The sequence below is a fragment of the Aromatoleum evansii genome (genome assembly GCF_012910805.1).
Taxonomy (GTDB): Bacteria; Pseudomonadota; Gammaproteobacteria; order Burkholderiales; family Rhodocyclaceae; genus Aromatoleum; species Aromatoleum evansii.
Map to the genome: position 1 here is coordinate 1 of NZ_WTVK01000118.1, position 5,293 is coordinate 5,293.

A 5,293-nucleotide genomic window follows, 5' to 3' on the forward strand; every position below is an offset into this window, starting at 1 on the left:
CATTGAACGCTTCTACAATCCGCGGCGGCGTCACTCCGTGCTTGGATATCTCAGCCCGGTTCAGTTTGAAGAAAATATGGTGGCTGTGTAGCTACCGAAACTGTCCGGAGAATCGGGGGCAGGCCACTACGCCGCGTCCGACGCGTTGCGCCGGCTGGAGAAAGCCGGACTCATCAAGGTTTGGCGCCTACCTGGCCGGGCTCCTATGGTGACCGCGGTAGAGCCGGGGACCGGAGTCCCCCTCCAGCTAAAGGGCTCAACATGAGGGGTGAGGCGCGCAGTCGCCCCTGTTTTTTGATTTGCAGAGCAGGACGGATGACGGCAGACGTTGGTGCTCAATTGCTTCAACACGAGCAACAAGAAGGTCCAAACGGCACTCGCCGTTCGACCTTCTCTATTACACCATCAAGGTTTGATGGCGATGGCGTATGCATGAGGTAGGATGTCGAGGAGACGCCCCGCCTGCAACAACCACCTAAGTGCCATGCCTTACACGCTGATTTTTGTTGATGCGGACAACCAACCCCCGGCGCTGGCTGGCGCGCTATGCCGCTTCCTTAAGGCCGTGGAGCGACTGGAGGTGCGCGCCATCATTGCCGGTAACGGTACGGGCGATCGCGTCCGGGGTTGGGAGCAAGCCCTCAAGGGGGCTTTGCCAGACACCGTAGTAAGCTGCCATGTCGCGCCGGTCCGCAAGCAGTCGGCCGACGCACGGCTTATGTTCGAACTGGCACCCTACTATCACAGCGAGCCCGATTCTGCAGTGCTCATCCTCGTCATCTCACGCGACGAGCTGTTCATAGCGGCTACGGAGTGCCTCGTCGCGCGTGGACATAATGCCATGCTCGCAGTCGGTGCAGCGGCGAACGGAGCACCGCTGACAGTGGATGTCCCGGTTGTTCTGCTGTCGCCACCGCAGGCACCCCCGACGCCGGCCGTGGTATCCCAGGCTGCTCAGATCGCGCCTGCGCCTGTGCCACGTCCTCAAGCCGTGAATGGTACGCCGGCAAAGATCGATGCGAAGATCGTCACTGCCGCGATAACCAAGATCCGACAGACGTTGAGTCCGAACAAGCAGGGCGGCTATGCCGCATCGGCCGTCGGGCAGGTCCTCTCCCAGATGGGGCACGACAAGGCGACGCGGACGAAAATCGTTAGCGCCATTCCAAACCTGAAGGAAGTGGGCGCGGGGTCGGAGAAACGCCTCGTCTTCTAAGGGGCGCTTTGATGTCGGATCTCAAGGCCTAGCCGCAAACATAGACGGCACCGCCCACAGTGACGAGACTGAGCGTGGCACCAGCCAGTACGGCCGGCGCGGTAAGGATCGCTACGGCCCCGGCGCCAAGGGTACCAAGGGTGCCGCCAATATACCCGGCACTCCCGGTAAGGATGACCGCTCCTGAGCTGTGCGTCACCGCGGTTACGCCTGCTGCAGTTGCAGCGGCAGTGGCCCCTCCCGACGCGCCTGCGCCAAGCCCCGCAAGGGCCAACGCGGCCTCCTTCTTCGCATTGACGAATTCACAGACCCGGCCGGGGGTACTGCATACGCCGTAAGCGTTACGTTGTCCCAGCGAAATGCCGCGGTAAGTGCCGGCCTGCGCATCAAAATTCAGACAGAACGGCTCACGCTGCTTGTCGGTCAGCGTTGGAGTCAGATGTTGCAAAATGACGTAACCGGGGCAGATGCCTTGCGTTCGCGATGCAGCCAAATCGCGGATCGACGTATCCTGCTTGAAGTAATCCAAGCTGCTGTAAGCCAGTCGAACTGATCGACCCTTAATGCTCGAGGTGCAATCGGCAGCACGAGCTAGGGCGGGTACGAGCAGTAGGGCGATGAGCCCAAGGAGTAGGCGACGCAACATCAGAGGGCCCCTTAACGGACGTGGGTTCATATGTCTTTTGGAAATGATAGCGCTCGCCCCGTAAGCATTGCCAGCCAAACTCCGATTGAATGCGACAAAAAAATCCCCCTCCGTTTCCGCAGGGGGCAAACTCAGGCGCCTCGGATCCCCCGGGACGCCTGGGTGGCTACTCAAGTGTGGAGGGTCGCCTTCGCTACCGCATCCGCTACTGCTTGGCTCGCTTCGCGCAGCGTGCCGTTGGCGATGTGGGCATAACGCATGGTGGTCTGCGGCGACGCATGCCCGACGAGTCCCTGGACGACGTACAACGTTTGCCCGGCGTTGATCGCGAGCGAACAGAATGTATGCCGCAAGTCGTGAAGTCTCGGCCGATCGCTGATGCCGGCCGCATCGAGCAGCGTCCAGAACGTTTTTCGGGGGTCGCACAGAGGCTTCGACGCATCCCGCCGGCTCGGGAAAATCCATCCGTTTCCGGCCCGCGACGGGAGATCCGCGAGCAGCGCGATCGCAGCATCGTTGAGCTGCACATACTTCGAGCGCCCGCTCTTCGAATGCGGCACGAAGAGCACCCGCCGCTCGAAATCCACGTGCTCCCAGCGGGCATGCAAAGCCTCCCGACGGCGAACGCCGGTGAGGAGCAGGAACTTGAGCGCCGCCACCGCGATCCGGACTTCGGGCGGCGCGAGCTTCATGGCGGTGAGGAGTCGCCCGATTTCATCGTTCGACAGAAAGCGCTGACGCAGATTGTTCTCGGTCAGGCGCTGAACGCCCGCGCACGGATTCCGCTCCAGGCACTCCACCAGCACCGCACGCTTGAAGATTGCCGACAGCAGCGACAGATAGCGATTCGTCGTGGCCGGCGTGTGCGTCTTCCGCACATCCATCAGGAAGAGCTCGATCTCGCGGCGACTGATCTCGCTCAAGCGGTGACCGCCGAAGCGCGGCAGGATCGTGCGTAGCCGCCCGACGTCATCCTTCCACGAGCGCTTGTGAGCCCGCGCGTAGGCAAGATACTCGGCGACGAACGCCGAGAAGAGCGGGGAGGCCCGATCGCGGTCGCGGCCTGATTGAGGATCGATATCGCGATCGAGTTGGGCGCGCATCTCCAGCGCAATCTTGCGCGCATCGACGAGCGAGGTCGCCGGGAACTCCCCGATGCGCACCGCGCGCTTCATCTCACGATAGGTATAGCGCAGCAGGAAAGTCTTTCGCCCAGCTTTGCTCACGCAGACCTTGAAGCCCGCGACCTCCGTATCGCTGAACTCCAACGCCTTCGCCGACAACGTGGCCGGACACGCCGGCAGCTGCTCGATCGCCCGCGTCGTGAATTTGAATCGCGTGGGGCGTGACATAAAGAACCTCCTTGAATCGATGACACCCCGCCGCCAGCGCAGCGAAGCAGCCCACAGTCCTTTAGATCCGGTGTACCGCGTCCGCGAGAACGCCGCCGCCGGCCATCAAACCATGGGCCGCTTCGAGCAATGGGGGAGGGGGGTAAGTAAAGGTGGCGGGGGCGAATCCCCGCCGGTGCATTGCCGGTGTTTCGCGCGCCGCGTCGACGCATCCGCGCTAGGGCGCCCCGGCCAGAAACGCCAGACCCCCAAACCGGGATCGGACGACGACATCGAGCGCCTCCTCGATCGGCTCCGGGTAACCCGACGCGCGGAGCCGTGCGCAGGCCGAAGCCGGATCGCTCGCCAGCACCCAGATCGCGCGCCGGTCCATCTCCGTTCGCAGCACACGCATGGCACCGCCCACGGGGAAGCCGTAATGCGACAAAGTCTGGATCAGAGCCAGCCGCTCGGCCTCCAATCGAGCGAGCTTCGCGTCGTACTCCATGATTGCCGCGCGCTCCTCGAAGGCCTCGCGTCGGTTCGCGTCGAGCCAGCCGACGATGCGCGCCACCCCGGCATCGAGGGGCGGCGGATAAGCGTTGCCCGCCATCGTCAGTACTCCTCGGGCCGCAGCAAGGTCGTTACCGAGCGGTCACACTCCGTGATGACCCACACCCGCTCGCCCCCGGGCAGCCGATACGCCGACAACAAGCGCCCTTCCTCCCGCAACGCGGCGAGGTTGGCGTGCTGATCGGCCGCGCACACCTCGCCCCAGTCGCCCGCCGCATGGCGCGCGAGATACGTCTTGGGCGAGACCGCGTACGCCTCGAGCAGCCGCAGTGCCCCTGGCGTCGCGACCACCCGCCCCAACGGGAAGAGGGGCCCCACGGCCGAAGCCGTGCCCGACTCGGGCGTCTTCATCACCATCATGATTGATCCTCCTGAAAGCAAAACGCCCAAGGCCGATGAGCCTTGGGCGTGAAAGAAACGAAGCAACGGAACGAAACAGCGAACCAGCAAAACAACGAACGGCGATGGCGCCGACGGCTACAGCTCCGGCGGCTCATCAACCGCATGCACCGCGCAGTAGGCAAGCAGCCGCGGATCGATCCCGTCTTGCTTGGGCACGATCACCCCGACGAACTCGCCGCCATCGCTTTGCACGATGACCGCCTCGTAGAAGGCGCCGTGATCGACCACCCACTCGAAGGGCGACTGGAAACCTGGCTCGCCGTAGCGCAGGCCACCCGTCGGGCTGGTGAGCAGCGGAAAGCAATCGAAACACCGATCGGCCGCGTCCGGATCGTCGCCCGGCTCGACAACGAGAAACCACCCGTGGGTGTCCGGATCGAAGACCTCGCCCGACTCGACCATCCCGTCAAAGCGCTCCAGAAGGAAGGCGGCGAGCCCCTCATCCGGAAACGCCGAGACCGCCTCCGGATCACGAATCGCGCGCATCGCCATCTCCCCGCTTCGCGCTACGACGCCCCTTCGGCACCGCCACCTCGGCATCGACCGCGCCAAGCTCAGCAGGCGCTGCCTCGCCCACCGGGGCCACTGCGTCGTTCGCCCGACATTCTTCCGGCGGCGCCTCGACCACTTCCGCTGGCATCGCCGGTATCGCCAGCACCGCACGACGCCACTCGGCCCAATCCCCGACCGCGATCAGGTGATGTTTGACGCTGGGTGCCGGCTGAACCAGCCCCTCGCGCGCGAGCGCCGCCGCGAGAAAGCCCGGGTTGTTGACCGAGCGTCCGACGAACGCCCCGGCCAGCCGCCGGGTGGGGAAGGGATCGCGGCCGGTCAAGGCGACGACCTCCTCGACGTCGCTGAGCGGCACCACCTCGCGGCTCCAGCAGCCCGCGCCGTCGTTGCCAACGATCGTGATGAAGAGCCGGTCGCGCGCGTCGTTGGCGAGCAGCTCGTAGGTCACGCCGCCGATGGCGCGGGCGCCCAGCTTCATCGCATGCTCGCGCCGCAGGCGCACGTACGGCGTCTGAGTCAGAGTGTTCATGGAAACCTCCTGAAAATTCGCCCCGTAAAAGCAAAATCCCCCATGACGGGTGACAGTCATGGGGGATCGGCAGGGCGGGGAAG

General features: G+C 64.3%; 8 protein-coding genes. 2 read left to right on the forward strand and 6 right to left on the reverse strand.

Annotated elements, in window-relative coordinates; genetic code table 11:
- Together GO615_RS29430 and GO615_RS27005 are read left to right on the forward strand one after the other, a co-directional pair.
- Positions 1 to 91, forward strand: a 91-nt coding sequence (locus tag GO615_RS29430) for an IS3 family transposase (RefSeq protein ID WP_339379976.1), incomplete at its 5' end; no start/stop codon positions are given.
- A 393-nt stretch (positions 92 to 484) separates the two neighbouring features.
- Positions 485 to 1,216: an NYN domain-containing protein gene (locus tag GO615_RS27005; RefSeq protein ID WP_169132941.1), complete on the forward strand. Its 732-nt coding sequence runs from the start codon at positions 485 to 487 to the stop codon at positions 1,214 to 1,216.
- Between the two features lie 28 nt (positions 1,217 to 1,244).
- Here the strand turns inward: GO615_RS27005 and GO615_RS27010 are convergent, their stop codons facing one another.
- The 6 genes from GO615_RS27010 to GO615_RS27035 all read right to left on the reverse strand — a co-directional run bounded on the left by GO615_RS27010 (position 1,245) and on the right by GO615_RS27035 (position 5,210).
- The gene (locus GO615_RS27010) at positions 1,245 to 1,745 is read right to left on the reverse strand and encodes a hypothetical protein (RefSeq protein ID WP_169132942.1); all 501 of its coding nucleotides are present in this window, start codon (positions 1,743 to 1,745) and stop codon (positions 1,245 to 1,247) included.
- Positions 1,746 to 2,032: 287 nt separating this feature from the next.
- Entirely contained in the window at positions 2,033 to 3,214 is a 1,182-nt protein-coding gene (locus tag GO615_RS27015; RefSeq protein WP_169132943.1) for a site-specific integrase, read from the reverse strand.
- Between the two features lie 217 nt (positions 3,215 to 3,431).
- A complete protein-coding gene (locus tag GO615_RS27020; RefSeq protein WP_169132940.1) occupies positions 3,432 to 3,806 on the reverse strand; it encodes a hypothetical protein in 375 nt (124 codons plus the stop codon).
- 2 nt (positions 3,807 to 3,808) lie between these two features.
- Complete coding sequence (locus tag GO615_RS27025; RefSeq protein ID WP_169132944.1) at positions 3,809 to 4,126, reverse strand: hypothetical protein; 318 nt, start codon at positions 4,124 to 4,126, stop codon at positions 3,809 to 3,811.
- Positions 4,127 to 4,243: 117 nt separating this feature from the next.
- Complete coding sequence (locus GO615_RS27030; RefSeq protein ID WP_169132945.1) at positions 4,244 to 4,654, reverse strand: hypothetical protein; 411 nt, start codon at positions 4,652 to 4,654, stop codon at positions 4,244 to 4,246.
- Positions 4,638 to 5,210, reverse strand: a complete 573-nt coding sequence (locus tag GO615_RS27035) for a hypothetical protein (protein WP_169132946.1) — start codon at positions 5,208 to 5,210, stop codon at positions 4,638 to 4,640. The genes GO615_RS27030 and GO615_RS27035 overlap by 17 nt, the downstream gene beginning before the upstream one ends.
- Positions 5,211 to 5,293: the final 83 nt, after the last annotated feature.